We start from the raw sequence: 26,777 nt of genomic DNA, 5'->3' as shown, positions 1-26,777 counted from the left end.
CCTCTAAAAACCGACGGACGACACACCAGCGGGCAATTCGCAGGAACTTTCACTTTCCCCCAGCCTTCGGAATCTGTAGTGCCCGGAACAGATCTGCATCGGTCTCGGGCAGTAATTCCAACAGACTCAGGAGCTTAACGATGGCGACTTCTCTCAGCGGCAAGCGCGTCGCTTTTTTGGTAACCGATGGTTTCGAGCAGGTTGAACTGACTGGCCCCAAACAGGCATTGGAGCAGGCCGGAGCGCAGGTTGACATCCTCTCTGCCGAAGCCGGCAGCGTCAAAGGCTGGAATCACGATAAACCGGCGGACGACTTCAAGGTCGACCAGACCTTCCAAGGCGCAAGCATCGATCAATACGATGCCGTGGTGCTCCCGGGCGGTGTGCAGAACTCTGACACCATCCGCATCGACCAGGACGCCCAGCATCTGGTCAAGACCGGTACCTCCGCCGGCAAACCGATCGCAGTGATCTGCCATGGCAGCTGGCTGCTGATTTCGGCAGGGCTGGTCAATGGCAAGACCATGACCAGCTACAAGACCGTCAAGGACGATCTGGTCAACGCGGGGGCGAACTGGGTTGATCAGGAAGTCGTAAAAGACGGACACCTGATCAGCAGCCGCCAACCAGACGATATTCCGGCGTTCAGCAATGCGCTGATCGACGCGTTGTCGGCATAGGGCATAAACGCGTGGAGACGGGGCGGGCCCGCTCGTGATGAGGTCAGCCGCGTTTCATCGCACGCCAAACCCGGCATAGGGCGCAACACGGTATACTCCCGCTCTTTTTTCCGGAGCGACGTCATGTCCCTGCCTAGCTTGCGCCTCAAAGCCAACGCCGACCGTCGCCTGCGCGCCGGTCACCTGTGGATCTACAGCAACGAAATCGACGTGGCCGCGACCCCGTTGCACGGCTTCAAGGCCGGCGACCAGGCGGTCCTCGAAGCCGCCGGCGGCAAGCCGCTGGGCATCGTCGCCATGAGCCCGAACAACTTGATCTGCGCGCGCCTGCTGTCGCGCGACATCAAGCTGGCGCTGGACAAGTCGCTGCTGGTGCATCGCCTGAACGTGGCCCTGTCGCTGCGCGAGCGTCTGTTCGACAAGCCGTTCTATCGCCTGGTCTACGGTGATTCCGACCTGCTGCCGGGCCTGGTGGTCGATCGTTTCGGCGACATCCTCGTGGTGCAGCTCGCCTCGGCGACCATGGAAGCGCATAAAGATGACGTGATCGCGGCGCTGACCCAAGTGCTCAAGCCAAGCGGCATCCTGTTCAAGAACGACTCCGCCGCCCGCGATGCCGAAGGCCTCGAGCGTTACACCGAAACCGTCTTCGGCCTGGTGCCGGAGTGGGTGGCGCTGGAAGAGAACGGCGTGAAATTCGAAGCGCCGGTGGTTCAAGGTCAGAAAACCGGCTGGTTCTACGACCACCGCATGAACCGTGCCCGCCTGGCCCCTTACGCCAAAGGCAAACGCGTGCTGGACCTGTACAGCTACATCGGTGGCTGGGGCGTGCAAGCCGCCGCATTCGGCGCCAGCGAAGTGTTCTGTGTCGACGCATCGGGTTTCGCCCTCGACGGCGTTGAGCGCAATGCCGCACTGAACGGTTTCGCCGACAAGATGACCTGCATCGAAGGCGACGTCTTCGAAGCCCTGAAGGAACTCAAGGCCAGCGAAGAGCGCTTCGACGTGATCGTTGCCGACCCGCCTGCGTTCATCAAACGCAAGAAAGACCTGAAAAACGGTGAAGGCGCGTACCGTCGCCTGAACGAGCAAGCCATGCGCCTGCTCAACAAGGACGGCATCCTGTTCAGCGCTTCGTGCTCGATGCACCTGCCGGAAGATGACCTGCAGAACATCCTGCTGACCAGCGCCCGTCACCTGGACCGCAACATCCAGCTGCTGGAGCGTGGTGGCCAAGGCCCGGATCACCCGGTACACCCGGCCATCCCGGAAACCCGCTACATCAAGAGCATCACCTGCCGCCTGCTGCCCAACAGCTGACAGACGCACGGCGTTGAAGCTATCGAAAGGGGAGCCCACGGCTCCCCTTCTTTTTGTCCTGAACTTTGCTTTCCTACATTTATCGTCCTGCAGACGTGCAGGATATTTCCGCGAATACTTTATTTACTGAAATTCAACTTACAAACTCAATTCCCACCAAAGATCACTCCGACAAAATTACTGGACAATTCCTACTTAATATTTGCTTGCGATTAATCCATTACAAACTATTATTAAGTCGTCACCACGGAGGTGACACCCACTAACCACGAAGCAACAATGAACAAGGAGTTCAATCATGAAAGCAATTACTCTGGAATCCCGCACCCTTGCAAACCTGGCTTTTCTGGTCGCACCTAAAGCCCGTTAAGTAAGGTGGGCGCTGGGTATAGCCGGCTACCCAGCGCCTCTGACAAAGCACCTATCCAGAGCAGCGTGCCCCAACATGCATATAAACCCTTATTTATTCATACTGCCACGAACGCCCGGCCAGATAGTCTGGAATTACAAAGACCATACTCAACATGAACTTGATCTTGAATATGCATCCCGACTGGCGCAACTTGTCCACGACCCTGACCTATATGACAACAGCAACATAATAGACACACAGTTATTAAATGCCGGAATACTGACTTCTTCAAAAATTCCGACACCTGTCTGGGGCTGGGATGAACTGTCCAGGATCTACCATATCGGGACTCGGAATATTCCGTGCGAACACACGCCCCGAAACATTCAGGAATGGTGCAGGCAATACCTCGAGCACTGCAACACAGTGCTTGCCACTCCACCGTCGGCCGACATCCCTGCGGATACCTGTCCGAACCCACTCATCGCCCTGCCCAAACCGCTGGCACTGAAGGACGACAGCCTGTCGAGTGCACTGATCCGGCGAAAGACCTGCCGATCCTTCATCGGTGCCGCCGTGTCGCTGGACGATGTCGGCACCTTGCTTTACCTGTCCCTCGGCTACCTGCGAGAACGCGAAGCCGATTTCGACGACAGCATCGCCGACGGACTTGGCGCGCGGCGCAGCAGCCCTTCCGGGGGCGGGCTCAATGCCTGCGCCGGGTTCGTGTTTGTACAGAACGTCGACGGATTGACGCCTGGGGTTTATGTCTACCACCCCGCCGAACACGCCCTGAGCTTCATCAACCCTTTGCCCGACACTGCACCTGGCAATCTGCTGGGGGGCCAGCATTTCATCAATAACCTGCCATTGGGGCTGTTCATCACCGCCCGCTTCGACCGGCTCTGGTGGAAATACCCGCACTCGCGCGCCTATCGAATGGCGTTCGTCGAAGCCGGGCACCTTTCGCAGACGTTTCAACTGGTGGCTACAGCGCTGGGCATGAACACCTGGCTGACGGGTGCGTTTTCCGATGATCAGGTCGAAACGTTGCTGAAGCTCGATAACAATGCGGAACAACCCTTGTTCTTCGTCGGCTGCGGGGAAAGCGACGGTCAGGCGATGTGTCAGGAAATGCGCGACCTGCTGCATGAGACACACCCATGAGCACCCTCGCCCCGGAACCGGTCTTTCAGTTCACCCTGAGTGACTGGAACACCCGCGCCACGGTCCGCACCAGCCCTCACGAATACCGGTTGCCGGACAACGTCCAGGAACAACTGGAGACCCGGTACTGGTTTCCGCCAACGTTCCTGCCCTATCTGGCCCACCCGGCCATTGAAGCAGCGGGCCGATCGATGCTGCATCGGCTTACTGCCGGGCATCTGGTGCATTTTCTCGACTACACCACGTTGCTTGAACACCGGATCGTCAATCGCGCGGTCGAAACCATCGTCCACGGGGAACTGCCGGTCGCGGTGCCGGCGTCGATGAAAACCGCCGCACTCCAGCTGTACACCGACGAGGGCTATCACGCGCTGTTTTCCAGTCAGGTGGCGGAGCAGATCGCCAGCCTCTACGCCATCGCCGGGCGCCCGGTCATGCCCAGACGGATCACCCGGATGAACCTGCTGATCGCACGCACCGGGCAGGAGCAACGTCCGCTGGCGTGCTTTCTTCTGGGTTTCGTTTCGGAAACCATCATTGCCCGTGAACTGCTGGATGTCTGCCGCGACAGTCTCGTCTCCGGCGTCAACGACATGTTGCGCGATCACCTCACAGACGAGGCGCGCCACAGCCGCTATTTCACCGAAGTGTTCCACTACCTCTGGTTGCACCTGAACCCGCGACAGCGAACGTTTACCGCGACGACCTTGCTCGACATTCTGGAAATCTTCTTCGACGTGGATGAGCACTGGCTCCAGGAAAGCCTCCGCGGCGCGGGTATTGCAAACACGACGGTGAGGGAGATTCTCGGCACGATGACAACGGCGCAAGCCCGTCGGCAGCGGGCACGGGCCGGCAGCCTCGCCACATTGAGCGCATTGAAAAAAGCCGGATTTTTTACCGAACCTCAAAACCAGACACTATTTGCCAGGGCAGGACTGATCGATGGATGACGGACAATCTGTGGTGACCCGACGACAGCGGCGCGGGGCTGTCAGTCTGTTGCTGGCAATGGTGTTGCTCGGTGTCTTTCCCTTGGATGTCCTGCTGCCTTCGTTCCCGGCCCTGGCCGAACACTTTCGCCGCACCCCGGCGGACATCGCCCTGTCGGTCAGCCTGTTTGCGGTCGGGATTGCCTTCGCCCAGTTGCTGATCGGGCCGCTGTCGGATGTGATCGGACGCAAGGGACTGCTGCTCGCCGGCATGAGCGTTTCCATACTCGGTGCCCTCGGGTGCGTGATGACCTCGGACTATTCGCTGTTTCTGATTTTTCGGGTGGTGCAGGCGCTGGGGTGCGGTTGCTTCGTGCTGTCACAGGCGCTGGTGCAGGACCTGTTTGAAGGCGAGCAACGTGATCGCCTGAGGATCCTGATGGTGACCGCCGGCGGGATTTTCATCTCGGTATCGCCGCTGGCTGGCACCTTTCTTCAGGCGACATTGGGCTGGCGCGGCAGTTTCTGGGTATTCATCGCATTATCAGCCGCAGTGCTGCTCAAGGCCTGGATGTTTCTGGAGAACTCCCGACCGAGCGCCAGCGGCACACGTACGAACTTCCTCACGGCCTATCGACGGGTTCTGGGAGATTTCGACTTCGTCGGTTACTGGCTGATTTCAGCGTTTGCATTCGCCTGCCACTTTTCATTCATCGTGATCTCGCCGCTGATCTTCATGGATCGGCTGCAACTGACCGCTTACGAATTTTCGTTGATCCTGCTGATCTACGGTGCGGCTTACGTCACCGGGGGCATCCTCGCCAGCGTGCTGAGCAGGCGTATCAACAGCGGCCAGCAGATGGTCGTCGGCCTGAGCCTGATCCTGTTCGCCGGCGTGGCCATGCTGTACCTGGCGTCGAACTTTGCACTGGCTCCGGCGACCGTGCTGATCCCGATGCTGATCTGCACCGCCGGCACCACCATTGCCCGGCCGGCGGCCACGTCCCGGGCCATGAGTCTGTTTCCGGAAAACGCCGGCACCTCGGCCTCGGCCGGCAGCACGATCATTTTCATCTGCGGCGGCTTGATCAGTGCCTTGATCAGCCTGAGCCCGACCAATCTGCAATCCACGCTGGGCTACAGCTTCGTGATACTCAGCGGGGTGGCACTGGCAATGAACGCGCGGATCAGCCGGCGCAACGATCTCGAGGGGCAACCGGACAGCGATTAATCCTGCCGGTCGTCATCCCGCACGCTTCGTCAGCACTGGAACAACGCTTTGCGCCATTCCCTCCTGACGCCAGCGGTGTAGAATCGCGAGATTCATCGCCATTCATCCCCGGCGGGTTTATGAGCTCAGGCTGAGACCAGCGGCGATCCCGCAACGTCATCGGCAACATCAGGACACACGGCCATTTCTGAGTGTTCCAGACGTCAATAGAAGCTCACTCCCCTTTGATACCTGATTAGCCGCCCGGAGTGCTCCATGCCAGATTACCGCTCGAAAACATCCACCCACGGCCGCAACATGGCCGGCGCCCGCGCACTGTGGCGCGCCACCGGGATGAAAGATGACGACTTCAAGAAGCCGATCATCGCCATTGCCAACTCCTTCACCCAGTTCGTCCCGGGCCACGTCCACCTGAAGGACCTCGGCCAGCTGGTTGCCCGTGAGATCGAACGCGCTGGCGGCGTTGCAAAAGAATTCAACACCATCGCCGTGGATGACGGCATCGCCATGGGCCACGACGGCATGCTCTATTCGCTGCCGAGCCGCGAGATCATCGCCGACTCCGTCGAGTACATGGTCAACGCCCACTGCGCCGACGCCATCGTCTGCATCTCGAACTGCGACAAGATCACCCCCGGCATGCTGATGGCCGCGCTGCGCCTGAACATCCCGGTGATCTTCGTCTCCGGCGGTCCGATGGAAGCCGGCAAGACCAAACTGGCCAGCCACGGTCTCGACCTCGTCGACGCCATGGTCATCGCCGCCGACTCCAGCGCTTCTGACGAGAAGGTTGCCGAGTACGAGCGCAGCGCCTGCCCGACCTGCGGTTCGTGCTCCGGCATGTTCACCGCCAACTCGATGAACTGCCTGACCGAGGCCCTGGGCCTTGCATTGCCGGGCAACGGTTCGACCCTGGCCACCCACAGCGACCGCGAACAGCTGTTCCTGCAGGCCGGCCGTACCATCGTCGAGCTGTGCAAACGCTACTACGGCGAGAACGACGAGTCGGTACTGCCGCGCAACATCGCCAACTTCAAGGCGTTCGAGAACGCGATGATGCTCGACATCGCCATGGGCGGTTCGACCAACACCATCCTGCACTTGCTGGCCGCAGCCCAGGAAGCAGAGATCGACTTCGACCTGCGTGACATTGATCGTCTGTCGCGCAAGGTGCCGCAACTGTGCAAGGTCGCGCCGAACATCCAGAAGTACCACATGGAAGACGTGCACCGCGCCGGCGGCATCTTCAGCATTCTCGGTTCGCTGGCCCGTGGCGGCCTGCTGCACACCGACCTGCCGACCGTGCACAGTCGCAGCATGGAAGAAGCCATCGCCAAATGGGACATCACCCAGACCGACGATGAAGCCGTGCATCATTTCTTCAAGGCCGGCCCGGCCGGCATTCCGACGCAGACCGCGTTCAGCCAGTCGACCCGCTGGGAAACCCTGGACGACGACCGTGAAAACGGCTGCATCCGCAGCTTTGAACACGCTTATTCGAAAGAAGGCGGCCTGGCCGTGCTGTACGGCAACATCGCCCTGGACGGCTGCGTGGTGAAAACCGCCGGTGTCGACGAGTCGATCCACGTGTTCGAAGGCAACGCGAAGATCTTCGAAAGCCAGGACAGCGCCGTACGCGGCATCCTCGCCGACGAAGTAAAGGAAGGCGACATCGTCATCATTCGCTACGAAGGCCCGAAAGGCGGCCCGGGCATGCAGGAAATGCTCTATCCGACCTCGTACCTGAAATCCAAAGGCCTGGGCAAAGCCTGCGCCCTGCTGACCGACGGTCGTTTCTCCGGCGGTACGTCCGGCTTGTCCATCGGCCACGCTTCGCCAGAGGCTGCGGCCGGCGGCGCGATCGGCCTGGTACAGGACGGCGACAAGGTGCTGATCGACATTCCGAACCGTTCGATCAACCTGCTGATCAGCGACGAAGAACTGGCGGCACGCCGGGTCGAGCAGGACAAGAAAGGCTGGAAACCGGTCGAACAGCGTCCACGCAAAGTGACCACCGCCCTCAAGGCCTACGCCCTGCTGGCGACCAGCGCCGACAAGGGTGCTGTGCGTAACAAGGCGATGCTCGACGGGCTGTAAGCGTCAAATCGCAGAAACAAAAATGCCCCGCCAAGTGCGGGGCATTTTTTTGCCTTCAGGTTTACTGAATTTCTTCCGGTTTGACGATCACCCAGTTCTTGTCCGCCGTCACCGGCAAACCTTCTTTCGCCTGGGCCGCCGCGTGCTTGGCCATCATGCCCTGAATCTGGGTCATGTACTTGTCCTTGCGGTTGACCCACAAGTGAATGCCACCCTTGGCCACGTCCACATCGTGGAACAGCATGTAGCCGTCGCTGGTCGGCGTGTCGCCACCCACCAGTACCGGTTTTTTCCACTCGTCGATGTAGGTCAGGATCGCCGCGTGCTTGCCGGCCATCCAGGTCGCCGGGGTCCACAGGTACGGGGTCAGTTCGAGGCCGAGGTTGGCTTTCTCGTCATATTTGCCGGCGGTAATCTGCTTGCGCGCGGTGGTCAGCTCGCCGGTTTCGCGGTTCTTCAGCAAGGTGGTCACGCCGATCACGTTCTGCGGTTTGACGTTGTAGCCGTACTTCGGATCCGCCGCGACCATCCGCACCAGTTCTTCGGAGGCGGCGGTCATCACGTAGACCTCGATGCCGTTCTCCATCAGCTTGTTGTACAGCTCTTTCTGGCCAGTGAAGATCTTCGGCGGATTCACATCCAGGTTCTTGACCACATCACCTTCGTAATAGGTCGCCGGCACCGGTTTGCCCGAGGCCATCAGCTCATCGACGTAGCCCTTGAGTTCCTTGAGGGTGAAGCCGGAAAACACCTGCGCGACCCATGGATAGCAGACCATGTCGTCGACTTCGCAGAGGCGGTAGTAGTAGCTGAACAGGCTTTCCTTGTGGTCGGCGGTGTCCTTGAACGGCATCAGTTTCAGGGAGGGGTCGAGCTTGTCACGGGTGATCAGGCCCTTGTTTTCCATGAACGGCAGCAACGACTCTTCGAGGTCGTAGCGGTAACTGGTGTTGTCCATGTCGAACACCGCGTAGTTACCCTTGTTGGCGTTGGCGGCGATCATCGCGTCCAGCGCCTTGGCCTGATCGGCCGGCCAGTGTTTCAGGTCGGTGGCGAATGCCTGAGTGGCCAGGCCCATCCCCACAGTCAGTGCGACAGCCAGAAATTTCGGTGTGAACTTCATTGGCGCTTTCTCCCTGGGTCAAAGAAATCGACGCTAACAAATATGTGTGACAGTCCTCGTCTGTCAGCGACCGTCCACGTCCGTTTCGCGCCAGTTGCATCCCCGAGAGCGACACCCGCTTATTCCAAAAACGACGGATCACCTTCGATTTCGGTATTAAATCATTGGAAATCAAACTGTTAGGCTTGCCGGTTCGCAACAGCCCCGGAAGGTTGTTGGCACAGTCTTTTCTGGAGTTCTCATGAATCTGCCCCTGATTCTCAACTTGCTGGTGTTCCTCGCCCTGCTCTTCGGTCTGGCGCAAACCCGTCACACCTCGTGGAGCCTGGCGAAAAAAGTCCTGCTCTCGCTGGTGCTGGGCGTGGCATTCGGCATCGTGTTGCACACGATCTACGGTGCCGGCAACCCGGTACTGAAAGCCTCGATCGGCTGGTTCGATCTGGTCGGCAATGGTTACGTGCAACTGCTGCAAATGATCGTGATCCCGCTGGTATTCGCCTCGATCCTCAGCGCCGTGGCCCGTCTGCACAACGCTTCGTCGCTGGGCAAGATCAGCTTCCTGACCATCGGCACGCTGCTGTTCACCACCGCGATTGCCGCGCTGATCGGCATCGGCCTGACCAACCTGTTCGGCCTGACCGCCGAAGGCCTGGTTGCCGGCACGCAGGAAATGGCCCGTCTGCAAACCATTCAGACCGACTACGCGGGCAAGGTCGCCGACCTGAATGTGCCGCAACTGCTGCTGTCGTTCATCCCGCAGAACCCGTTCGCCGACCTGGCCCGGGCCAAGCCGACCTCGATCATCAGCGTGGTGATTTTCGCTGCGTTCCTGGGGGTTGCCGCGCTGCAACTGCTCAAGGATGACGTCGAGAAAGGTCAGAAAGTGATCAACGCCATCGACACCCTGCAAGCCTGGGTGATGCGTCTGGTGCGTCTTGTGATGAAGCTGACCCCGTACGGCGTGCTGGCGCTGATGACCAAAGTGGTGGCCGGTTCCAACCTGCAGGACATCATCAAGCTCGGCAGTTTCGTAGTGGTGTCGTACCTCGGCCTGGGCCTGATGTTTGTGGTGCACGGCTTGCTGGTGTCGGCGGCCGGGATCAACCCGCTGCGTTTCTTCCGCAAGATCTGGCCGGTGCTGACATTTGCGTTCACCAGCCGCTCCAGCGCCGCGAGCATCCCGCTGAGTATCGAAGCGCAGACCCGTCGTCTGGGCATTCCGCAATCGGTGGCAAGCTTCGCTGCTTCGTTCGGCGCGACCATCGGCCAGAACGGCTGCGCCGGTCTGTACCCGGCGATGTTGGCGGTGATGGTTGCGCCAACCGTCGGCATCAACCCGCTGGATCCGCTGTGGATCGCGACGCTGGTGGCGATCGTGACCCTGAGTTCGGCCGGTGTGGCGGGCGTGGGTGGCGGTGCGACCTTCGCCGCGCTGATCGTGCTGCCGGCCATGGGCTTGCCGGTTTCGCTGGTGGCGTTGCTGATTTCGGTAGAGCCGCTGATCGACATGGGTCGCACAGCGCTGAACGTGAGCGGTTCGATCACCGCTGGCGCGATTACCAGCCAGGCGATGCAGCAGACCGACAAGGCACTGCTGGATGCCGATGAGCATGCGGAACTGGCTCAGGCTTGATTGACGTTGTGGCGAGGGAGCGTGCTCCCTCGCCACAGATTCAGGCTTTTTCCCAGACTTCGAAGTTGTAAGCCGGTTTGTCGCCTTCAGCCGGATTCGGCACGTTCGACACCAGCTTCCACTGGTTCAGATCGAACTCCGGAAACCACGCATCGCCTTCCGGGCTCAGTGCCACACGGGTCAGATACAGACGATCCGCCTGCGCCAGCCCCTGCGCATACAACTGCGCCCCGCCAATCAGCATCAACTCATCGACGCCCTGCTCTTTCGCCCACGCTTCGGCGCGAACCACGGCCGCTTCCAGCGACGGATAGACTTCCGCGCCTTCCAGCACCAGATCGGTCTGGCGGCTGACCACGATGTTCAAGCGGCCCGGTAGCGGACGACCCAGCGAATCCCAGGTCTTGCGGCCCATGATGATCGGCTTGCCGAGCGTCGTGGCCTTGAAGTATTTGAAGTCCCCCGGCAGGTGCCAGGGCATGCTGTTGTCGATGCCGATCACACGGTTTTCACCGAGGGCTGCAATCAGGCTGAGGGGGAGTGATTTAGTCATGCCGGCGAGGATACCAGAGCCGCCCTTACCCCGATAAGCGCCACAGCGGTTATGCTCACGGCTCAATCAAGCAACGGGATGCCGCGTGACTGAACTGACTTCACTGCAAAACCTCTGGCTCACCGAAACCGTGCGCCTGCGCGAAGAACACGCAGGCCCGCTGGACGATCTGGAAGCCAATCGCCTGGCCCGCGCGGCCGGCGGCGACCTGCCGGGACGCATTCAACGCCGCGCCCTGTGGCTGGCCGAGCGCGATGGCCTGACCTCTGCGCTCAAGCACTGGCTGCAAGGCGCGCGCCTGGCGCTGGTGCTGCTGGCGATCTTCGCCGTATTGAGCGGCGCAGGGCTGGCCTTCGCCGCACTGGGCCAGACGCCGGTCAATGTGTTCTGGGCCCTGGGCAGTCTGCTGGGGTTGAATCTGATTCTGCTGCTGAGCTGGTCGCTGGGGCTGATCTTCACTGGCGAACACGGCGCCACCCTTGGCCGCTTGTGGCTGTGGCTCAGTGAAAAACTCGCCCGGGATGCCAAGGCTGCCCAACTGGCGCCGGCCCTGCTGTTGATGTTGCAACGCAAGAAGCTCAATCGCTGGGCGCTCGGCACGCTGGTCAACGGCCTGTGGCTACTGGCGATGTTCAGCGCGCTGGTTTTGCTGCTGACGCTGATGGCGACCCGGCGCTACGGCTTCGTCTGGGAAACCACGATTCTCAGCGCCGACACGTTCATCAACATGACCCAGGCCCTCGGCGCATTGCCGGCGCTGCTGGGCTTCAACGTGCCGACCGTGGACATGATCCGCGCCAGCGGCGACACCGCGCTGAACATCGAAAGCGCCCGTCAGACCTGGGCGACCTGGCTGGTCGGCGTGCTGGTGGTGTACGGCGTACTGCCGCGCCTGCTGTTGGCGCTGTTTTGTTTCTGGCGCTGGAACAGCGGCAAAGCGGCGTTGCGGCTGGACCTGAACCTCCCCGGCTACGCCCAACTGCGCGAACGCCTGATGCCGACCAGCGAACGCCTCGGCATCACCGACCCGGAGCCTGCGCAATTGCACCGCGTCGAAAGCACCGTGGGCGAACACGCCAGCGACGGCGCGCTGCTCGTGGCAATCGAACTCGACGACCAACACTCATGGCCGCCGACGCTGCCGAAAAACGTCAGCAACGCTGGCATCCTCGACAGTCGCGAATCGCGCAACAAACTGCTCGAACAGCTCAGCCGTTTTCCGCCGGCGCGCCTCGCGATCGCCTGCGACCCACGGCGTTCGCCGGATCGCGGCAGCCTGGCGCTGATTGCCGAGCTGGCGCGCAATGCCACTGCGACCCGTGTCTGGTTGTTGCAGGCGCCGCAAGGACAAGCGCTGGACGCCGAACGCCTCGGTGACTGGCACGTGGCGTTGCAACAACTGGAACTGCCGTTCGCCGATTGCGCCCCGTTGAACTGGCTGGAGCACGGACATGACTGATGCCTGGAAAGCGCCGCTGAAACTGGCGGTGGTCGGCCACACCAACGTCGGCAAGACTTCGCTGCTGCGCACCCTGACCCGCGACGTCGGATTCGGCGAAGTCTCCCATCGCCCGAGCACCACGCGGCATGTCGAAGGTGCACGGTTGTCAGTGGATGGCGAACCGTTGCTCGACCTCTACGACACGCCCGGTCTGGAGGACGCCATCGCCCTGCTGGATTTTCTCGAGCGTCTGGAACGTCCCGGCGAACGCCTCGACGGCCCGGCACGGCTGGCGCGGTTTCTCGACGGCAGCGAAGCGCGCCAGCGCTTCGAACAGGAAGCCAAAGTCCTGCGGCAACTGCTCGATTCCGATGCCGGCCTGTACGTGATTGACGCCCGCGAACCGGTGCTGGCCAAGTACCGCGACGAACTGGAAGTGCTGGCCAGTTGCGGCAAGCCGCTGCTGCCGGTGCTGAATTTCGTCAGCAGCGCCAACCATCGCGAACCGGACTGGCGTGAAGCCCTGGCGCGCCTCGGCCTGCACGCGCTGGTGCGTTTCGACAGCGTCGCCCCGCCGGAGGATGGTGAGCGTCGGTTGTATGAAAGCCTCGCTCTGTTGCTGGAGAACGCCCGCCCACAACTTGAACGCCTGATCGCCGATCAACAGGCCCAACGCCTGGCCCGCGAGCAAAGCGCCGCACGCTTGATCGCCGAACTGTTGATCGACTGCGCCGCGTGCCGACGCAGTGTGGCGAGCAACGCCGAACAGGAACAACAGGCCATCAGCGAACTGCGCAAAGCCGTGCGCCAGCGCGAACAACGCTGCGTCGAGGCGCTGCTCAAGCTCTACGCCTTCCGCCCGCAGGACGCCGCCGCCAGCGACCTGCCGCTGCTCGACGGACGCTGGGGCGACGATCTGTTCAACCCGGAAACCCTCAAGCAACTCGGCGTGCGGGTCGGCGGCGGGATTGCCGCCGGAGCCGCAGCCGGTGCGGGTGTGGATTTGCTGGTCGGCGGCATCACCCTGGGTGCCGCCGCCCTGGCCGGTGCCATTGCCGGCGGCGCCCTGCAAACTGCCCGCAGCTACGGCAACCGCCTGCTCGGCAAGATCAAAGGGCAGCGAGAGCTGACGGTCGACGACAACGTGTTGCGCCTGCTGGCCCTGCGTCAGCGGCAACTGCTGCAAGCGCTGAACGCCCGAGGCCATGCGGCGCTGGACAGCATTCAGGTGGCAACGCCGCAGGACAAGACCTGGCGCGAAGGCAAGCTGCCGGAGGCGCTGAACATTGCCCGGGCCCACCCGCAATGGTCGTCGCTCAACCCGCATCCGAAACTGAATCAGGCCCAGCGTCAGGAACAGATCGATGAACTGGTCGGCAAGGTCCTCGAACTCTAGAACCAGCCGAGCTTGAGGAACTGTTTGACCAGCGCCGTCACCCGGCTGCGATCGGTGCGATTGGCGCGCCCGTCGTTGTCGACATCCGAACACAGGACAACTTCGAAGCGGCCATCGTTATCCAGGTCGTGGACGGCGGCTTTGTAAGCGATGGTTTCGCCCTGGTGAAAGTGCAGCCTCACTGATTCCGGCGTTCCATCGCTGCCGGGGTTCAGAGCGAAGATCCGCAGATGTCGCGTGTCCTCGTCGGCCGCGTTGAACCAGGCGCATTTCAGATAGGTTCGGGTGAAGCTGCGCAGTTGCGCGACTTCACGGGCAGAGGCTTCGCGCCAATCCTGTTCGGTGTGATGAAAGCGCAACTGGACAGTGTCCCCTGCGCCGCTGCCGGACCGATCCCGGGCAATCACTTTCATAAAACGCATCCGTGCGCTCCTTCGGCAAAAAACCAGTCTGGGCCGAAGGGGCAACACGCGCCATGCACCGTTTCCCGGTTTGGCGTAAGAAGGTTCAGCGCGCCTCGCGGGACAGCACGGTAAAAGCCTTGCCCTTCAACAACGCAAGATCCATCACCGGCACAGCCATCTCCTTCGCCAGCTCATCCCACTGGCGCATCCGCAGGCTGACGGCGCACAACGGATCGCGCTCGAACGCATCGGCTTCAGCCTCGGTCATCACTCCGCCCTGATATTCCAGGGTGCGGCGGCTGGCTTCGCTCAAGCGGTGGTAATAGCTCGGATCCCTGAGCGTCAGATAGCGCTTGGCCTGGACGTGATATTCCACCAGCCGCGCCATGCGTTCGCTGAAGCCGGCCTCACGCAAGTAATCCGCGCCGAGGCGTTCGTGGCTGACCACGCCGTAACCGCCCATATTCTCCGCGCCTTCGGCACACAAATGGCCGATGTCGTGGAAGAACGCAGCGAGCACCACTTCGTCGTCAAAGCCTTCGGCAATGGCCAGTTGCGCTGCCTGGGACATGTGCTCGATCTGCGACACCGGTTCGCCGATGTAGTCGCTGGCGCCGAAGCGCTCATAGAGGCCGAACACCCGATCGATGACTTGCTCGTGAATCAACATCAGCGCTCTCCAAAAAGCTGTGCAACATTGCCCTCGGCCATGGCCGGGCCAACGCTCATGCCGACGCCGCTGTGCATCAGCGCCACACTCAGCCCCGGCGCCGGACGCAGGAATGAAAACGGCCCCGGACCACGGGAACCATAGACACCCTGCCAGCGCTCGACCACTTGCACCTTGCAGCCGAGGGTCTGCTCGGCCAGTTCGAGCATCCAGTTGTCGACCTGCTCGGCGTTGAACGGTGATGGATCGCTGCCGTAATGGTGCGAATCGCCGATGATCAGCTCGCCATAAGGTGTCGGGCTGATCAGCAGGTGAATGCCGTTTGCCTGCAGGTGCGGTTGTTCGCGCAGAATTTGCGCCTGCACTTCCGCGGCTTCCGGCAGGTCAGCGAAGGCGCCGTAGTGCACGCAGCTGAGGCCGGTGAGCAAGGCGTGTTGCAAGTTCAGGTCGATCTGCGGCCGGGCGCGGAGCATTTGCAGGCGGCAGATTTGCGGGTCGAGGGCGGCGATCGGCTCGGCCAGCAAGGTCTGATAGTCGTGGCCGGAGCAGACGATGATCTGTTCGGCGGAGAAGATCCCGGCGGTACTGTGCAGGCGCCCCGGTTCGACGTCGCGCACCAGCGTCGAGAAGTGAAACTCGACCTTGAGTTCGCGACGCAGGTATTCGATCAGCGCCGGAATCGCTTCCCGGGAATACAGCTGCTGATCGTCCATGCCATGCAGCGCGGCGCGGTGATGGCTGAACTGACCGCCGTACAAATCGCGCAACGCGGCACCGCGCAGCAGCTCGACGCGATAGTCGTGCTCGACGGCGCGCCCGGCGCAGAAGGCTTCGAGCAGAAGCTCTTCGGCTTCGGTGCGGGCGAACAGGTACGAGCCGTTGCGCTTGAGTTGCAGGCCGGCGAGCTGCGCCCACTGGCCCCAGATGTCGCGGCTGGCCTTGGCCAGTTCGAGCATCGGACCCGGTGGCTGACCGGTGACCAGCGCCTGGCCGAAGTTGCGCACCGAAGCGCCGAGTGGCGTGGCGGTGCGCTCGAAAACCGTGACCTTGAGACCGCGCCGGGCGGCGGCATAAGCGTGGGACAGGCCCAGGATGCCGGCGCCGACGATCAGCAAGTCTTTGTGTTGTGCCATTGAGAGGTGCTCTGAAGTGCGAGACCGCCATCGCTGGCAAGCCAGCTCCCACATTGCCCGGTGCGGAACACACATTGTGTGAACGCAGCCAAACCTGTGGGAGCTGGCTTGCCAGCGATGGGGCCCTGTCAGTCGATGAAGAACTTACTTGGCCGCGACTTTCTCGGACTTGCCGTCATAGCGCTTGCGCCATTCGCTCAGGATCTCGTCGCGGTTCTTCGAAGCCCAGGCGAAGTCGTTCTTGATCAGGCGCTGCTCGTAATCGGCCGGCAGTTCGGTCTGCGGCTTGGCGATGCCCGGTTGGGCGAGGACGGCAAAGTTTTCCTTGTACAGGTCCATCGCCGGGGCGCTGGCGGAGAAGTCGGCCAGTTTCTTCGCGGCTTCTTCATGCGGCGTGCCTTTGATCACGGCGGTCGCTTCGATCTCCCAGCCCAGGCCTTCCTTCGGCAGGATGATGTCCAGCGGCGCGCCCTGACGCTTGAGCTGAACGGCCGGGTATTCGAAGGAAATGCCGATCGGGAATTCGCCCGCCGCCGCCAGTTTGCAAGGCTTGGAACCGGAGTGAACGTACTGGCCGATGTTCTGGTGCAGGCCGTCCATGTAGGCCCAGCCCTGTTTCTCGCCGAAGGTTTGCAGCCAGGCGCTGACGTCGAGGAAACCGGTGCCGGACGAAGCCGGGTTCGGCATCACGATCTTGCCCTTGTACTCAGGCTTGGTCAGGTCCTGCCAGCTCACCGGTTTGGTCAGGCCCTGCTTTTCGGCCTCGACGGTGTTGAAGCAAATGGTCGCGGCCCAGACGTCCATGCCGACCCAGGCTGGCGGGTTGGCGGCGTCGCGGTAGTTCGCGCCGATCTTGCCCAGATCCTTCGGCGCATAGCTTTGCAGCATGCCTTGCTGATCGAGGATCGCCAGGCTCGACGCCGCCAGGCCCCACACCGCGTCAGCCTGCGGGCGATCCTTTTCGGCCAGCAGTTTGGCGGTGATGATCCCGGTGGAGTCGCGCACCCACTTGATCTCGACGTCCGGGTTGGCCTTTTCGAAGGCCTCTTTGTAGGACTTCAACTGCTCGGCTTCGAGGGCGGTGTACACCGTCAACTCGGTTTTTGCCGCGAAGGCATTCAGGCTGAAAGCAGCGAGCACAGCAGCGGCCAGAGCCATAGGCTTGAACATGATCGTTTTCCTGTCGGTGAGTTGAGGCTGAAGGGATAAGTCGTGGATCAGTGGCCGGGCGCCGTTTGCCGCCAGGCCTGGGAACGGCGCAGCAAGCCGCGCGAAGCCCACGCCAGCAGCAAGGACACGCCCGCCGAGGTGAACAGAATCAGGGTCGACATCGCCGCCGCGCCGCCGACGTTGCCGGCGTCATCCATGTTCAGCACCGCCACCGCCGCGAGGATGGTGTCGGGGCTGTAGAGGAAGATCGCGGCGGACACGGTGGTCATGGCCGAGACGAACAGATAGCGCACGATGTCCAGCAGCGCCGGCAGGCAAATCGGCACGGTGACCCGCAGGTAATGCCGGTACAGCGTTGCTTTCAGCGACAGCGCGGCGGCTTCGAACTCGGCGTCGAGCTGACGCAGCGCGGTGGTGGCAGTCATCTGCGCAGTGGTCAAATAGTGAGCAATGGTGCAGACGATCAGCAGGGTCATGGTCCCGTACAGCACGTGCAGCGGGTTGCCGGTCAGGTTGAAGAAGAAGACATAACCCAGACCCAGCACCAGCCCCGGTACCGCCATCGGTACGAAACTGAGCATGCGCAGCGTCAGATTCAGCCCGCGCTGGCTGCGGGTCTTTTCCATCAGGTAGGCGCCGGTAAAGATCAGCACGCTGCCGATCAACGCCGTGCCCAGCGCCATCTTCAAACTGTTGCCGTAGGCCAGCCAACCACCGCCGGCGGTCTCGTTGAATTGATAGTGGTTGAGCGACAGCGACAGGTTGTACGGCCAGAACTTCACCAGCGACGAGAACACCGCCATGCCGAACACCAGCAGCAACGCGGCGCTGATCAGCAGGACCACGCTGAGATAAAAGGCATCGCGCTTCCTAGATGGCGCCGGTTTGAAAACTTGGGCACGGCCGCTCATGGCGTCGCCGTGACGCCTGCGCAGCCAGGCATCGACGCCGAAGCTGAACAGCGCCGGCAGCAGCAGAACCATGCCGATCAACGCGCCGCGACCGAACTGCTGCTGGCCGACCACCGCTTTGTAGGCTTCCAGCGCCAGCACCTGATAGTCGCCACCGACCACCACCGGCACACCGAAATCGGTGATGGTCAGGGTGAACACCAGACAGAACGCGGCAAACACGGCCTGACGGGTCGCCGGCCAGGTGATGCTGCGGAAGGCTTTCGCAGGACTGGCGCCCATGCTCGACGCAGCGTCGAACAATCGCGCGTCCGCCAGCGACAGGGCTGACAGCAAAATCATCAAGGCGTGTGGGAAGGTGTAGATCACCTCACCCAGAACAATCCCCCAGAAACCGTAGATGTTGTCCGACAGCAGCCCGCGCAACATCCCCTGATTGCCGAACAGATAGACCAACGCGATCCCCGGCAACATCGACGGCGCCATCAGCGGCAGCAACGAAATCCCGCGCCAGAGGCCTTTGCCGGGAATCAGCGTGCGCTGCAAGGCGTAGGCAAACAGGTAGGCCAGCGGTACGACGATGGCCGCGACGCTGAGGGAAACTTTCAGGCTGTTACCGAGCAGCCAGTGGAAATTGTCGCTGGTCACCAACTCCTTGGCGGCGAGCCAGCCACCGCCCTGCCCGGCTTCGCTGCTGAAGCCGCGCCAGAAGATCGCCAGCAATGGCAACAGCACCGCCACACCGAGCAGCACCAGCAGCAGGAGTTTGCCGCCGAGGACGAAGATCCGGTCGCCGACCTCGGCCCCGGACACCTGCCGCGCGTGCTTGTGCGGTAGCGGCAGTGCGAGGTTGCTGTTCATCAGGCAAACACCTGCAAGCAGCGTGGCGGTAAGGCGACCATGATCTGCTGGGCGCCGAGGCGCGGCATGGCTTCCGGTGCCAGTTCGGCGAGCAAGGCGTGGCCGGGCAATTGATCGAGCTCGAAGCTCATGCGGCAGCGGTTGCCGAGGAAAGTGATCTCGCGGACTTTGGCCGGGAACAGGTTTTCCTCATGTACCAGCGGATTGACGTTGATCGCTTCCGGGCGGCAGAACAGTCGACCCGACGGACTGTGGACGCTGCCGTCGGCCAGGCGCAGGTTCATCCCGCCGACCTTGGCGTGGCTGTCGCTGCTGCGCTGGAACGGCAGCCAGTTGCCTTGGCCGACAAACTCGGCCACGAACGGAGTGGCCGGGCGGTTGTAGATGTCCTGCGGGGTGGCGTACTGCTCGACCTTGCCGTTGTTCATCACGGCGATGCGGTCGGCCATCAGCATGGCTTCGTCCTGATTGTGGGTGACCATCAGGGTGGTGATGCCGAGGTTGCGTTGCAGTTGGCGCAGCTCGGTGCACAGATGCTCGCGGACCCGGGCGTCGAGGGCCGACATCGGTTCGTCGAGCAACAGCAGCGACGGCGCGGGGGCCAGGGCGCGGGCCAGTGCCACCCGTTGCTGCTGGCCGCCGGACAATTGGCCCGGGTACTTTTTCTCACTGCCGGTGAGGCCGACCAGTTCCAGCATCTGACCGACGCGACGGCGCACTTCATCGCGACCGCTGCCGGCGAGGCCGTAGGCAATGTTCGCTTCAACGGTCAGATTGGGGAACAGCGCGTACGACTGGAACAGGATGCCGTAGTCACGAGCCTGGGGCGCGAGGTGGGAAACGTCGCGCTCGCCGAGGTACAACTCGCCGCTGTCCTGTTTCTCCAGGCCGGCGATGCAACGCAACAATGTTGTCTTGCCACAGCCCGATGGGCCGAGCAGGCACACCAGCTCACCGGCCGCGACATCGAGGGAGACGTTATCCAGCGCCGTGAAGGCGCCGAAGCGCTTCTGCACGCCGCGCACTTTCATCGGTGCGCCGGGGTTGGTCAGGGCAGTTGCGATTGCAGGATTCATGGACAGGCCTCATCAAGCAGATGAGACGAATCCTAGAGTTGTAATGCGTCGGTCATATGGCAGTGAGGCAAAAACGACCGATAGTGGTATTCAGGGATTTTGGTTGATCAGGCCGGGGACATTTCCTGCGCCAGTCCGAGAAACGCCGCCGGCAACCGGGCGTTCTTGCGTTCCTTGAGGCAGTAGAGGTATTCGGGAATCTGCGGCGCATTCTCCAGGGTCAGCACCCGCAACTGCGGATCGTGCGGCACTTCCTGGCGGGCGATGATGCTGATGCCGATGTTGCGCAGCACCGCTTCGCGGATCGATTCGCGGCTGCCGATTTCCAGCAACGGGCCGAAACTAACGCCGGCGCTGGCCAGCAACTCTTCGGTGAGCCGTCGAGTGGTCGAACCCGGTTCGCGCATCAGCAAGGTATGTCCGGCCAGCGCGCTCAGCGTCACATGGTCGTGCGCCGCCAGCGGATGATTGCGATGCACCGCCAGCACCAGCGGGTCGCTGCCGAGCACCCGGCGGATCAGCCGGGCATCGTCGAGCAATTGCGACGACGCCGCGACATCCACCCGATAATCCTCCAGCGCTTCGAGCACCTGCTGCGAGTTGCCGATTTCCACCGACACCTCCACCTGCGGCAGGCGCTCGCGGAAGGTCTTCACCAGATCGAGGATGTAATACGGCGCGGTGGCGGCGATGCGCAGCGCACCCTGCACCTGGCCACTGTTGCGCAGGAAGAATTCGATGTCGGCCTCCTGCTGCAACAACGCCTTGACCATCGGCAACAGCCGCGCACCTTCGTCGCTGACACTCAGGCGCCGGCCGCCACGGTAGAACAGCTCTACCGAATACTGGCTTTCCAGATTGCGGATCTGGGTGGTCACGGTCGGTTGGCTGAGGCCGAGCTTTTTCGCCGCCAGCGTGATGCTGCCCAAGCGGGCCACCATGTAAAACGCTTTCAGCTCGGCACTCAGCACAACCGCCCCCTCTTCCTCTATTTGCGCAGCAGGCGCAAACCGTTGAACACCACCAGCAGGCTCACGCCCATGTCGGCAAACACCGCCATCCACATGGTGGCGAGCCCGGCGAAGGTTACCCCAAGAAAGATCGCTTTGATCACCAGCGCCAGTGCGATGTTCTGTTTCAGGATAGCGGCGGTATGACGCGACAGGCTGATGAAGGCCGGTATCTTGCGCAGATCGTCGTCCATCAGGGCGACATCGGCGGTTTCGATCGCCGTATCGGTGCCGGCCGCCGCCATCGCAAAACCGATCTCGGCCCGAGCCAGTGCCGGTGCGTCGTTGATGCCGTCGCCGACCATGCCGACCCGGCGCCCTTTGGCGTAAAGGTCTTCGATGGCTTGCAGTTTGTCGGTCGGCAGCAAGTCGCCCTTGGCCTGATCGATCCCGACCTGCGCCGCAATCGCTTGCGCGGTGTGGACGTTGTCGCCGGTCAGCATCAGGGTTTTCACGCCCAGATCGTGCAGTTGGCGGATCGCTTCGCGGCTGGTTTCCTTGACCGTGTCGGCCACGGCGAACAGCGCCAGCGGGCCGGAGCTGTCGAGCAGCAACACCACGGACTTGCCTTGTTTCTCCAGTGCGAACAGCTTTTCTTCCAGTTGCGGCGAACACAGGCCCAGTTCTTCCACCAGTCGGTGGTTGCCCAAGTGGTAGACCTGACCGTTGACCTCGCCTTTTACCCCACGGCCAGCCAGCGCTTCGAAGTTATCCACAAGCAGAGCCGCGAAACCTTTATCCACAGCCGCGTTGGCGATGGCCAGCGATACGGGGTGATCGGAGCGACCGGCCAGCGCGGCGGCAATGGCCGGGGCCGTGGCGTCGGCGGTCGGGTCGAGGGACAGGTAATCGGTCTGTACCGGTTTGCCGTGGGTGATGGTGCCGGTCTTGTCGAGGGCCAGATAGTCGAGTTTGAAACCGCCCTCCAGGTACACGCCGCCCTTGACCAGAATGCCTTTGCGCGCTGCTGCCGCAAGGCCGCTGACGATGGTCACCGGGGTGGAAATCACCAGCGCACACGGGCAAGCGACCACCAGCAGCACCAGCGCGCGATAAATCCAGTCGAACCACGCGGCGGCCATGAACAGCGGCGGGATGATCGCCACGGCCAGGGCCAGGACGAAGACCACCGGGGTGTAGATTTTCGAGAACTGATCGACGAAACGCTGGGTCGGCGCCCGCGCGCCTTGCGCCTGCTCCACGGCGTGGATGATTCGCGCCAGGGTGGAATTGTTCGCCGCTGCGGTCACCGAATATTCCAGAGAACCGGCCTGGTTGATGGTGCCGGCGAACACTTTGTCGCCGACGGTTTTTTCCACCGGCAGGCTTTCACCGGTGATCGGCGCCTGATCGATGGTCGAGCTGCCGCTGACGACTTCACCGTCCAGCGCAATACGCTCGCCTGGTTTTACCCGCACACGGGCGCCGAGATCGATGCTTTTCACATCCAGTTCGACCCAGTTGCCGTCCGCCTGCAACACAGTGGCCTGCTCCGGCGTCATCTGCATCAGGCCGCTGATGGCGTTGCGTGCGCGGTCCAGCGAGCGCGCTTCGATCAGCTCGGCCACGGTGAACAGGAACATCACCATCGCCGCTTCCGGCCACTGGCCGATCAACACGGCGCCGGTCACGGCGATGCTCATCAGGGCGTTGATGTTGAGGTTACGGTTCTTCAGGGCGATCCAGCCCTTCTTGTAGGTGGTGAGGCCGCCGCTGAGGATGGAAATCAGCGCGATGATTGCCACCACCCAGGTCGGCGCGGCGCTGGTGAAGTGGATCACTTCGGCAGCGAGCGCACCGACGCCGGACAGCGCCAGTGGCCACCAATGTTTTTTCACCGGCGCTGCAACCGGCGCTTCAACGCCCGCCTCCAGCGGCTCGGCCTGCATGCCGAGGGATTTGATCGCGTCGATGATTGGCGCGGTGTCCGGCAGATTGTGGGTCACGCCGAGCACGCGATTGATCAGGTTGAATTCCAGCTGCTGGATCCCGGCCAGTTTGCCGAGCTTGTTCTGGATCAGCGTCTGTTCGGTCGGGCAGTCCATCGCTTCGATGCGGAAGCTGCTCAACCGGGCGTCGGCGCTTTTTGCCTCACTCAGTTGAACAAGCGAAGGTGCGGCGACTTTCGACGAACAGCACGAGTCTTCACTCGAATGAACCGGCGCAGGCGTAACGGTTTTCGACCCGCAACAGGAATCGCCGGCGTGGGCATGTTTATGCACAGGCTGCAGTCTGTGACTGTGGTCGTGCCCGTCGCCGGGCTTGTGGGTGTGCAGGGAATCGCTCATTGGTCGCGTCCATGAAGGTGCCTGTTGCCAAGTAAAGACCCTGTAGCCACTATAGGGTCAAGCACCCTTTTGGAGATTGCCGTCATGAAGATCGGAGAACTGGCGAAACAGACCGATTGCGCCGTGGAAACCATTCGCTACTACGAGCGCGAAAACCTGCTGCCGGAACCGGCCCGCAGCGACGGCAACTACCGCGTCTATACCCAAGCCCACGCCGAGCGCCTGACCTTCATCCGCAACTGCCGCACCCTCGACATGACCCTCGAAGAAATCCGCAGCCTGCTCGCCTTGCGCGACAGCCCGCAGGATCAATGCGAAAGCGTGAATGCGCTGATCGACGAGCACATCCAGCACGTAAAGGCGCGAATCGATGGGTTACAGGCATTGCAGACGCAACTGCTCGACTTGCGCCAGCGCTGTGGCGAAGGGCCGGAGGCGGATCAGTGCGGGATCCTGCAGCGGCTGGAAGTCAGTGGCGGGGTTGTGGCGGCGGAGGTTGAGCATTCGCATGTGGGCAGAAGCCACGGTCATTAAGCGCCAGAAACAACGGAGGGAGCCATTTGGCTCCCTCAGTGTTCTGTCACTCCTGCTTCAGACCGCCATCGGCGCGGTCATCGGCGCATGGTGCTCGTAGCCTTCCAGCGAGAAGTCGCTCGGCTCCACCAGCTCCAGCCACTCCGGCTGATAAACACCGGTCTTGGCAAACTCCGGCACGCGATCCGAAATCTTCAGTTTCGGCATGGCGAACGGCTCGCGCTTGAGCTGTTCGTTGAGCATGTCCAGGTGGTTTTCGTAGACGTGGGCGTCACCGATGAAATAGGTGAACCAGCGCGGCATGTAGCCGGTCAGGCGACCGATCAGGCTCAGCAGCGCGGCGCCTTCGGTGAGGTTGAACGGCGTGCCCAGGCCCAGGTCGTTGGAGCGGATGTAGAGGGTCAGGGAGATTTCCTTGGTCTCGACATTCGGGTGGAACTGGTACAGCAGATGGCACGGCGGCAGGGCCATTTCATCGAGCTGGGCGCAGTTCCAGCCATGGAACAGGATGCGCCGGCTGCCCGGGTCCTTGATGATCGTGTCGACGCACTGGCGCACCTGATCGATGGCCTTGTACAGCACCACATAGGCCTGGCCGTCTTCTTCGCCCTGGGCAATCTGCTTGTAGCCGTTGCTCAAGGTTTGTTCGATGGCCGCAGTGTTGCTCAGCGGGATCTGCTTGTACGCCGGCCATTTGCGCCATTGCACGCCGTAGATCTCGCCGAGGTCGTCTTCGCCCTGGCGGAACGGGTTGGCCAGCCACTGGGCGTTTTCGTTGGCGTTCTGATCCCAGACCTTGCAGCCCAGCGCACGGAATTCGGCGGCGTTGTTCACGCCACGCAGAAAGCCGCACATCTCGCCGATGGCCGATTTGAAGGCCATCTTGCGGGTGGTGATCGCCGGGAAACCTTCCTGCAGATCGAAGCGCAGCATGGCGCCCGGAAAGCTGATGGTGTTCACGCCGGTACGGTTGGCCTGTTTGGTGCCGTTGTTGATGACGTGCGACACCAGATCGAGATATTGCTTCATGAGTTACCTGTGTCCTTGAGCCCCGGCAGACATCGCCGGGGTTCGAATATTTAAGCTGTCGGTGCAACCGGCGCCGCCGGGGCGCGGTGGTAGGCCAGCCAGATCAGGAACAGCCCGCCGATGATCATCGGTACGCAGAGTACCTGACCCATGGTCAGCCAGTTCCAGGCCAGATAGCCCAGTTGCGCGTCCGGCACGCGGACGAATTCGACGATGAAACGGAAGATGCCATAGAACAGCGCGAACATGCCCGAGACCGCCATGGTCGGCCGCGGCTTGCGCGAGAACAGCCAGAGGATCAGGAACAGCGCCACGCCTTCCAGTGCGAACTGATACAGCTGCGACGGGTGACGCGGCAGTTGCGCCGGGTCGCTGAACGGCGGGAATACCATGGCCCACGGCACGTCGGTGGCCTTGCCCCACAGCTCGGCGTTGATGAAGTTGCCGATGCGTCCGGCGCCCAGACCGATCGGCACCATCGGCGCGACGAAGTCCATCAGCTGGAAGAACGACTTGCCGTTACGCTTGCCGAACCACAGCGCGGCCAGCATCACGCCGATGAAACCGCCGTGGAACGACATACCGCCCTTCCACACTTCGAAAATCAGCGTCGGGTTGGCCAGGTAAGCGCTCAGGTCATAGAACAGCACATAACCCAGACGCCCGCCGACAATCACCCCCATCGACAGCCAGAACACCAGGTCGGACAGTTTTTCCTTGGTCCAGGTCGGGTCGAAACGGTTGAGCCGGCGCGATGCCAGCAGCCACGCGCCGCCGATGCCGACCAGGTACATCAGGCCGTACCAGTGGATTTTCAGCGGACCGATGGCCAAAGCCACCGGATCGATCTGCGGGTAAGGCAGCATTGCGACTCCTCGTTAGCATTCAAATCTTCAAAAATTCCCAGGCGACGCTGTCACCTCAGGATTAAGCCAGGATTGCGACCTGCCAAAACAGACGGCTCAGAACAGAAAGCTCAGGCCCACGCAAAACAGCAAAGCCGCGAACAGCCGTTTCAGCAACTTCGGCGACAACCTGTGCGCCAGCCGCGCGCCGAGACGGGCGAACACCATGCTGGTCAGGGCAATGCCCAAAAGCGCCGGCAAATACACAAAACCGAGACTATGGGCCGGCAGCAACGGATCATGCCAGCCCAGAATCATGAAACTTATGGCACTGGCGACGGCAATCGGCAGGCCACAGGCCGACGAGGTCGCCACCGCCTGCTGCATCGGCACGCTGCGCCATGTCAGGAACGGCACGGTCAGCGAGCCGCCGCCAATCCCGAAAATCGCCGACGCCCAGCCGATCACACTGCCGGCCACGGTCAGACCGAGTTTACCCGGCACCGTTCGGCTGGCCTTGGGTTTGACGTCCAGCGCCAGCTGCGCCGCGATCACCAGGGCGAACACACCGATGATCTTTTGCAGGTTCGGGCCGGAGATCGCTTCGGCGGTCAATGCACCGAAACCGGCGCCGAGCAGAATGCCCACGGTCATCCAGCGGAAGATTGGCCAGCGCACCGCGCCGCGTCGGTGATGCTCGCGCACCGCGTTGACCGACGTGAAGATGATCGTCGCCAGGGACGTGCCGACCGCCAGATGGGTCAGGATCGACGGATCGAAGCCCTGCAAGGTGAAACTGAACACCAGCACCGGGACGATGATGATCCCGCCGCCCACCCCGAACAGCCCGGCCAGTACGCCCGCACAGGCGCCCAGCGCCAGATAGAGCAGAAATTCCATGACTGCCTCCCAAGGCGCGTC

The 26,777-nt window shown here is 62.0% G+C and carries 23 protein-coding genes; 10 read left to right on the top strand and 13 right to left on the bottom strand.

Annotated elements, in window-relative coordinates; all coding sequences use genetic code 11:
* Window positions 1-140: 140 nt before the first annotated feature.
* The 6 genes from QRN46_RS04705 to ilvD all read left to right on the top strand — a co-directional run bounded on the left by QRN46_RS04705 (window position 141) and on the right by ilvD (window position 7,779).
* A complete protein-coding gene (locus QRN46_RS04705) occupies window positions 141-680 on the top strand; it encodes a type 1 glutamine amidotransferase domain-containing protein (protein ID WP_011336400.1) in 540 nt (179 codons plus the stop codon).
* 123 nt (window positions 681-803) lie between these two features.
* Complete coding sequence (locus tag QRN46_RS04700; RefSeq protein ID WP_011336401.1) at window positions 804-2,000, top strand: class I SAM-dependent rRNA methyltransferase; 1,197 nt, start codon at window positions 804-806, stop codon at window positions 1,998-2,000.
* A gap of 445 nt (window positions 2,001-2,445) precedes the next feature.
* Window positions 2,446-3,519 carry a SagB family peptide dehydrogenase gene (locus QRN46_RS04695; protein ID WP_285354344.1) on the top strand — a complete coding sequence of 358 codons (1,074 nt, stop codon included), beginning with the start codon at window positions 2,446-2,448 and terminating at the stop codon, window positions 3,517-3,519.
* Entirely contained in the window at window positions 3,516-4,472 is a 957-nt protein-coding gene (locus QRN46_RS04690) for a diiron oxygenase (protein ID WP_221615955.1), read from the top strand. The genes QRN46_RS04695 and QRN46_RS04690 overlap by 4 nt, the downstream gene beginning before the upstream one ends.
* Window positions 4,465-5,682 (top strand): multidrug effflux MFS transporter, encoded by a 1,218-nt coding sequence (locus QRN46_RS04685; protein WP_011336404.1) that lies wholly within the window; start codon window positions 4,465-4,467, stop codon window positions 5,680-5,682. The genes QRN46_RS04690 and QRN46_RS04685 overlap by 8 nt, the downstream gene beginning before the upstream one ends.
* A gap of 255 nt (window positions 5,683-5,937) precedes the next feature.
* The gene (gene ilvD / locus QRN46_RS04680; protein ID WP_011336405.1) at window positions 5,938-7,779 is read left to right on the top strand and encodes a dihydroxy-acid dehydratase; all 1,842 of its coding nucleotides are present in this window, start codon (window positions 5,938-5,940) and stop codon (window positions 7,777-7,779) included.
* 61 nt (window positions 7,780-7,840) lie between these two features.
* Here ilvD and QRN46_RS04675 read toward each other — a convergent pair whose 3' ends face one another.
* Entirely contained in the window at window positions 7,841-8,902 is a 1,062-nt protein-coding gene (locus tag QRN46_RS04675) for an HAD family hydrolase (protein WP_011336406.1), read from the bottom strand.
* Window positions 8,903-9,143: 241 nt separating this feature from the next.
* Between QRN46_RS04675 and QRN46_RS04670 the strand changes: the two genes are divergently transcribed.
* Window positions 9,144-10,535, top strand: coding sequence for an L-cystine transporter (locus QRN46_RS04670; protein WP_285354343.1), 1,392 nt, complete (start codon window positions 9,144-9,146; stop codon window positions 10,533-10,535).
* Between the two features lie 40 nt (window positions 10,536-10,575).
* Here QRN46_RS04670 and QRN46_RS04665 read toward each other — a convergent pair whose 3' ends face one another.
* Window positions 10,576-11,088, bottom strand: coding sequence for a dihydrofolate reductase (locus QRN46_RS04665; RefSeq protein WP_201816656.1), 513 nt, complete (start codon window positions 11,086-11,088; stop codon window positions 10,576-10,578).
* Window positions 11,089-11,173: 85 nt separating this feature from the next.
* Between QRN46_RS04665 and QRN46_RS04660 the strand changes: the two genes are divergently transcribed.
* A complete protein-coding gene (locus tag QRN46_RS04660) occupies window positions 11,174-12,547 on the top strand; it encodes a DUF2868 domain-containing protein (RefSeq protein WP_285354342.1) in 1,374 nt (457 codons plus the stop codon).
* Window positions 12,540-13,925: a GTPase/DUF3482 domain-containing protein gene (locus QRN46_RS04655; protein WP_011336410.1), complete on the top strand. Its 1,386-nt coding sequence runs from the start codon at window positions 12,540-12,542 to the stop codon at window positions 13,923-13,925. The genes QRN46_RS04660 and QRN46_RS04655 overlap by 8 nt, the downstream gene beginning before the upstream one ends.
* Here QRN46_RS04655 and QRN46_RS04650 read toward each other — a convergent pair.
* From QRN46_RS04650 to QRN46_RS04615, 8 genes are all read right to left on the bottom strand, one after another.
* Window positions 13,922-14,347, bottom strand: coding sequence for a hypothetical protein (locus QRN46_RS04650; protein WP_064380040.1), 426 nt, complete (start codon window positions 14,345-14,347; stop codon window positions 13,922-13,924). The two genes, QRN46_RS04655 and QRN46_RS04650, sit on opposite strands and share 4 nt — an antisense overlap.
* Window positions 14,348-14,432: 85 nt before the next feature.
* On the bottom strand, window positions 14,433-14,999 hold the full coding sequence (locus QRN46_RS04645) for a phosphonate degradation HD-domain oxygenase (RefSeq protein WP_236195675.1): 567 nt from the start codon (window positions 14,997-14,999) through the stop codon (window positions 14,433-14,435).
* A complete protein-coding gene (locus QRN46_RS04640; protein WP_285354341.1) occupies window positions 14,999-16,132 on the bottom strand; it encodes a TIGR03364 family FAD-dependent oxidoreductase in 1,134 nt (377 codons plus the stop codon). The genes QRN46_RS04645 and QRN46_RS04640 overlap by 1 nt, the downstream gene beginning before the upstream one ends.
* Window positions 16,133-16,276: 144 nt before the next feature.
* Complete coding sequence (locus QRN46_RS04635) at window positions 16,277-17,302, bottom strand: putative 2-aminoethylphosphonate ABC transporter substrate-binding protein (protein ID WP_221615952.1); 1,026 nt, start codon at window positions 17,300-17,302, stop codon at window positions 16,277-16,279.
* Between the two features lie 47 nt (window positions 17,303-17,349).
* Entirely contained in the window at window positions 17,350-19,074 is a 1,725-nt protein-coding gene (locus tag QRN46_RS04630) for a putative 2-aminoethylphosphonate ABC transporter permease subunit (protein ID WP_221615951.1), read from the bottom strand.
* Window positions 19,074-20,150: a putative 2-aminoethylphosphonate ABC transporter ATP-binding protein gene (locus tag QRN46_RS04625; RefSeq protein ID WP_221615950.1), complete on the bottom strand. Its 1,077-nt coding sequence runs from the start codon at window positions 20,148-20,150 to the stop codon at window positions 19,074-19,076. Before QRN46_RS04625 ends, QRN46_RS04630 begins: the two co-directional genes overlap by 1 nt.
* 107 nt (window positions 20,151-20,257) lie before the next feature.
* The gene (locus QRN46_RS04620) at window positions 20,258-21,121 is read right to left on the bottom strand and encodes a LysR family transcriptional regulator (protein ID WP_011336417.1); all 864 of its coding nucleotides are present in this window, start codon (window positions 21,119-21,121) and stop codon (window positions 20,258-20,260) included.
* 17 nt (window positions 21,122-21,138) lie between these two features.
* On the bottom strand, window positions 21,139-23,448 hold the full coding sequence (locus QRN46_RS04615) for a heavy metal translocating P-type ATPase (RefSeq protein ID WP_285354340.1): 2,310 nt from the start codon (window positions 23,446-23,448) through the stop codon (window positions 21,139-21,141).
* A gap of 84 nt (window positions 23,449-23,532) precedes the next feature.
* Between QRN46_RS04615 and cadR the strand changes: the two genes are divergently transcribed.
* Window positions 23,533-23,982: a Cd(II)/Pb(II)-responsive transcriptional regulator gene (gene cadR, locus QRN46_RS04610; RefSeq protein WP_221615948.1), complete on the top strand. Its 450-nt coding sequence runs from the start codon at window positions 23,533-23,535 to the stop codon at window positions 23,980-23,982.
* Window positions 23,983-24,039: 57 nt separating this feature from the next.
* Here the strand turns inward: cadR and QRN46_RS04605 are convergent, their stop codons facing one another.
* From QRN46_RS04605 to QRN46_RS04595, 3 genes are all read right to left on the bottom strand, one after another.
* The gene (locus QRN46_RS04605) at window positions 24,040-25,011 is read right to left on the bottom strand and encodes a thymidylate synthase (RefSeq protein ID WP_221615947.1); all 972 of its coding nucleotides are present in this window, start codon (window positions 25,009-25,011) and stop codon (window positions 24,040-24,042) included.
* Window positions 25,012-25,061: 50 nt separating this feature from the next.
* On the bottom strand, window positions 25,062-25,877 hold the full coding sequence (gene lgt, locus QRN46_RS04600) for a prolipoprotein diacylglyceryl transferase (protein WP_039767887.1): 816 nt from the start codon (window positions 25,875-25,877) through the stop codon (window positions 25,062-25,064).
* 96 nt (window positions 25,878-25,973) lie between these two features.
* Entirely contained in the window at window positions 25,974-26,756 is a 783-nt protein-coding gene (locus QRN46_RS04595; RefSeq protein ID WP_011336421.1) for a sulfite exporter TauE/SafE family protein, read from the bottom strand.
* Between the last annotated feature and the right edge of the window lie 21 nt (window positions 26,757-26,777).

This window comes from Pseudomonas sp. lyk4-R2A-10 (assembly GCF_030209075.1).
GTDB lineage: Bacteria > Pseudomonadota > Gammaproteobacteria > Pseudomonadales > Pseudomonadaceae > Aquipseudomonas > Aquipseudomonas glycinae.
This window is presented reverse-complemented; position numbering and strand designations above follow the sequence as displayed.

Excerpts from the sequence above, each read along its gene's own strand:
- QRN46_RS04705 (WP_011336400.1), top strand. The coding sequence starts at position 141 with ATGGCGACTTCTCTCAGCGGCAAGCGCGTCGCTTTTTTGGTAACCGAT.
- QRN46_RS04700 (WP_011336401.1), top strand. The coding sequence starts at position 804 with ATGTCCCTGCCTAGCTTGCGCCTCAAAGCCAACGCCGACCGTCGCCTG.
- QRN46_RS04695 (WP_285354344.1), top strand. The coding sequence starts at position 2,446 with ATGCATATAAACCCTTATTTATTCATACTGCCACGAACGCCCGGCCAG.
- QRN46_RS04690 (WP_221615955.1), top strand. The coding sequence starts at position 3,516 with ATGAGCACCCTCGCCCCGGAACCGGTCTTTCAGTTCACCCTGAGTGAC.
- QRN46_RS04685 (WP_011336404.1), top strand. The coding sequence starts at position 4,465 with ATGGATGACGGACAATCTGTGGTGACCCGACGACAGCGGCGCGGGGCT.
- ilvD (WP_011336405.1), top strand. The coding sequence starts at position 5,938 with ATGCCAGATTACCGCTCGAAAACATCCACCCACGGCCGCAACATGGCC.
- QRN46_RS04675 (WP_011336406.1), bottom strand. The coding sequence starts at position 8,902 with ATGAAGTTCACACCGAAATTTCTGGCTGTCGCACTGACTGTGGGGATG.
- QRN46_RS04670 (WP_285354343.1), top strand. The coding sequence starts at position 9,144 with ATGAATCTGCCCCTGATTCTCAACTTGCTGGTGTTCCTCGCCCTGCTC.
- QRN46_RS04665 (WP_201816656.1), bottom strand. The coding sequence starts at position 11,088 with ATGACTAAATCACTCCCCCTCAGCCTGATTGCAGCCCTCGGTGAAAAC.
- QRN46_RS04655 (WP_011336410.1), top strand. The coding sequence starts at position 12,540 with ATGACTGATGCCTGGAAAGCGCCGCTGAAACTGGCGGTGGTCGGCCAC.
- QRN46_RS04650 (WP_064380040.1), bottom strand. The coding sequence starts at position 14,347 with ATGCGTTTTATGAAAGTGATTGCCCGGGATCGGTCCGGCAGCGGCGCA.
- QRN46_RS04645 (WP_236195675.1), bottom strand. The coding sequence starts at position 14,999 with ATGTTGATTCACGAGCAAGTCATCGATCGGGTGTTCGGCCTCTATGAG.
- QRN46_RS04640 (WP_285354341.1), bottom strand. The coding sequence starts at position 16,132 with ATGGCACAACACAAAGACTTGCTGATCGTCGGCGCCGGCATCCTGGGC.
- QRN46_RS04635 (WP_221615952.1), bottom strand. The coding sequence starts at position 17,302 with ATGTTCAAGCCTATGGCTCTGGCCGCTGCTGTGCTCGCTGCTTTCAGC.
- QRN46_RS04630 (WP_221615951.1), bottom strand. The coding sequence starts at position 19,074 with ATGAACAGCAACCTCGCACTGCCGCTACCGCACAAGCACGCGCGGCAG.
- QRN46_RS04625 (WP_221615950.1), bottom strand. The coding sequence starts at position 20,150 with ATGAATCCTGCAATCGCAACTGCCCTGACCAACCCCGGCGCACCGATG.
- QRN46_RS04615 (WP_285354340.1), bottom strand. The coding sequence starts at position 23,448 with ATGAGCGATTCCCTGCACACCCACAAGCCCGGCGACGGGCACGACCAC.
- cadR (WP_221615948.1), top strand. The coding sequence starts at position 23,533 with ATGAAGATCGGAGAACTGGCGAAACAGACCGATTGCGCCGTGGAAACC.
- QRN46_RS04605 (WP_221615947.1), bottom strand. The coding sequence starts at position 25,011 with ATGAAGCAATATCTCGATCTGGTGTCGCACGTCATCAACAACGGCACC.
- lgt (WP_039767887.1), bottom strand. The coding sequence starts at position 25,877 with ATGCTGCCTTACCCGCAGATCGATCCGGTGGCTTTGGCCATCGGTCCG.
- QRN46_RS04595 (WP_011336421.1), bottom strand. The coding sequence starts at position 26,756 with ATGGAATTTCTGCTCTATCTGGCGCTGGGCGCCTGTGCGGGCGTACTG.